The 3058-nt window shown below is 43.5% G+C and carries 3 protein-coding genes; 2 read left to right on the top strand and 1 reads right to left on the bottom strand.

The window, feature by feature from the left end; translation table 11 throughout:
• A partial coding sequence (locus B7C60_RS18100; RefSeq protein WP_245868710.1) for an SLC13 family permease occupies window positions 1–635 on the top strand: 635 nt, incomplete at its 5' end.
• Between the two features lie 79 nt (window positions 636–714).
• Here the strand turns inward: B7C60_RS18100 and B7C60_RS06475 are convergent.
• Window positions 715–1350 (bottom strand): DUF2057 family protein, encoded by a 636-nt coding sequence (locus B7C60_RS06475; RefSeq protein WP_099610953.1) that lies wholly within the window; start codon window positions 1348–1350, stop codon window positions 715–717.
• 387 nt (window positions 1351–1737) lie between these two features.
• Between B7C60_RS06475 and B7C60_RS18095 the strand changes: the two genes are divergently transcribed.
• Window positions 1738–3058: chitinase N-terminal domain-containing protein (locus B7C60_RS18095; protein ID WP_245868708.1), on the top strand; the 1321-nt coding region annotated here is incomplete at its 3' end.

The raw sequence follows: 3058 nt of genomic DNA, 5'->3' as shown, positions 1-3058 counted from the left end.
ACGATGTGGTGGATTGGGATAAAGGTAAAGTGGTCACTTTAGCCATATTTGCCCTCACCGTCGCTTTGTGGATTTTCAGTAAACCGATTAATGCGATGCTTGGTGGCTTTAAAAGCTTTGATACCATCATTGCGCTTGGTGCGATCGTTTTAGTTAGCATCGCTCGAGTGGTTCATTGGAAAGATATTGAAAAAACAGCAGATTGGGGAGTCTTGCTGCTCTTTGGTGGTGGTATCTGCTTAAGTAATATTCTCCGCCAAACAGGCACCAGTCTTTTCCTTGCCCATGAGCTGAGTGCGCTGATTTCAGAGCTAAATATCCTCTTTATTATTATTGCAATTGCCGCTTTTGTGGTGTTTTTGACCGAATTTGCGAGTAATACCGCGAGTGCCGCTTTGCTTATTCCTGTATTTGCTGGCATTGCCGAAGTACTAGGTGTTTCGCCGATCATTCTTTCGGTATTGATTGCCGTTGCGGCTTCTTGTGCCTTTATGCTTCCTGTTGCGACACCACCGAATGCGATCGTATTTGCGACGGGCCATATTAAGCAAAATGAAATGATGCGGGTTGGAATGGTACTCAATATTGCCTGTATTGCGATTTTATCAGTAGTTGCAATGTTATTCTGGAACTAAGTTTCAAGAAGTGAATGTGATCCCCCATCAACACATGGCCTGATGCAAGTTAGCGCTTGGTGTTGATGGGGGATTCATATTATTGATTATTCATGATAAAGGCTTTAAAGCGTGCTTTTGTTGCGGTATCGGCTTTGTTATACCAAAAGTGCAGCATTTCTTCAGCAGTCGTCTCTGTCGGATGATCAAGGTTTGCTGTTGTTGTGGGAGGAAGCGTTGATACCATCGCAATCGCAGCTGGGCCACCTTCCAAATTATACTTAAAGATCTCTTGTGGGTAATCTCGTCCAATTTGCATTCCCGGTTTAATTAAACGATCTTGACGTAGCGGAATGGCCGTATGGTGTTCATCAAGTAATGACCAGGCCATGGATTTAATATTTTTTTCAGCATCAAGCGCATTGCGATATTGAGGCATCTCGAAAGTTAACGTTTGCTCTTGAGCTTGAAACGCGGCCACAATGACATCACTTTCAACCCGAATGCGATCACTTCCTTGAGTGAAATAGGGCTGGTAACGAAAAACAATTTGTTGCTCGCCATCTTCTAAGTTAATCGTTTTATTGGCAGAAAAAAAACCACCAGAAACCTGTGGCTTCTCTCCATTTACAACCAGTAGATCGATGGTATCTGGAATTTCTATCGTGACTTTTGCCATGGCTGAAGCACTAAGTAGCATCGCCATAATGCATGATAAAGATTTCATTTTATTCATCAGGGTTATCCTTTTAACCGCTTACGCATTATCAATCACGAGGTTGCCGATTGTCGGTGAGAAAATCAAGCGCTTATCGCCGGAAGGTCTTGCTTGGTCATTAAAATTTCATTGTTTAAGATAGCCTTTGATTGGTGGGATAGTCGAAGAGCGTTATTTCTCTATTTTGTTTAAGGATATTTTCCGTTTCTTGGCTCAAGGTTGAATTTGTCATGCAATGGCTTGAATTTTCCCTGTGCAATGGTCGTAGTCACTCGTAAACTCTAGCACGAAATTTTCAAAATTCGCGTGGTTGTCAAATACTCTTTCTTGATGCTTTTTTTAATTATAAAAGAGCAGTTATGACGCATTTTGAGTGCAATTGGATAACAAGGAAGAGAGATCACTATGAACCGTATAACTCTGTGTGCTGCGAGCATTACGTTAGCGCTTTCGGGAGCAGTAATGGCAGCGCCTGCAGCCCCGAGCATTGATATTTATGGCTCGAACAACCTACAATTTTCGAAAATAGAACTCGCGATGGAAACCACTGCCGGTTACAAGCAGATGGTGAAATATCATGATCAAGCTCCGATAAACCTTACCTTTAACCAATGGAGCGGTGAAACCGGCGATACTTATAAAATATACTTTGATGGCTTAGAGGTTGCTTCTGGTGCCATCACAGGAAGTCAAACGACGGCTCGCTTTACGTATGAGAAAGGTGGGCGTTACCAGTTGGAAATTGCAGCATGTGATGACAATTCATGCAGCACAAGTGCTCCCGTCGAACTGGTTATCGCGGATACTGATGGTTCGCATCTCACTCCCTTGTCGATGAATGTGGATCCTAATAATAAAAGTTATCCTTTAGAGCCCAATACCGTTGTGGGAACCTATTTTGTCGAATGGGGGATTTATGGGCGTAACTATACGGTAGATAATATTCCAGCGCAGAACTTAACGCATATTTTATACGGTTTTATTCCTATTTGTGGCCCGAATGAATCGGTGAAATCGGTGGGAGGTAATAGTTACAATGCCTTGATGACCGCTTGTCAGGGCGTTCCAGATTATGAAGTGGTGATTCATGATCCGTGGGCGGCTTATCAGAAAAGCTTTCCTCAAGCCGGTCATCAATACAGTTCGCCGATCAAAGGCAACTATGCGATGTTAATGGCACTTAAGCAGCGTTATCCTGATTTGAAGATTTTACCGTCAGTTGGCGGTTGGACCTTGTCTGATCCTTTCTATGATTTTACTACCAAAGCCAACCGCGACACTTTTGTCGCTTCGGTTAAGCGTTTCTTACAAACTTGGAAGTTTTTCGATGGTGTTGATATTGATTGGGAATTTCCAGGCGGCGGTGGGGCAGCTTCCGATCTTGGTGACCCCATTCATGATGGCCCAGCATATATCGCGCTGATGCAAGAGTTACGAGTGATGCTGGATGAATTAGAGGCAGAAACCGGACGAACCTATCAACTTACTTCTGCAATTGGTGTCGGCCACGACAAACTCGAAGATGTTGATTATGGACAAGCCACCCAGTATATGGATCATCTCTTTGCCATGAGTTACGACTTTTATGGAGGGTGGAATAACGTATTAGGCCATCAAACGGCTCTTTATTGTGGTAGCTTTATGCGGCCAGGTCAGTGCGATGGAACGGGAATTGATGAAAATGGTGAACCGTATAAAGGCCCAGCTTATACCACCGATAACGCCA

Source organism: Vibrio fujianensis (genome assembly GCF_002749895.1).
GTDB lineage: Bacteria > Pseudomonadota > Gammaproteobacteria > Enterobacterales > Vibrionaceae > Vibrio > Vibrio fujianensis.
This window is presented reverse-complemented; position numbering and strand designations above follow the sequence as displayed.

Excerpts from the sequence above, each read along its gene's own strand:
- B7C60_RS06475 (WP_099610953.1), bottom strand. The coding sequence starts at position 1,350 with ATGAATAAAATGAAATCTTTATCATGCATTATGGCGATGCTACTTAGT.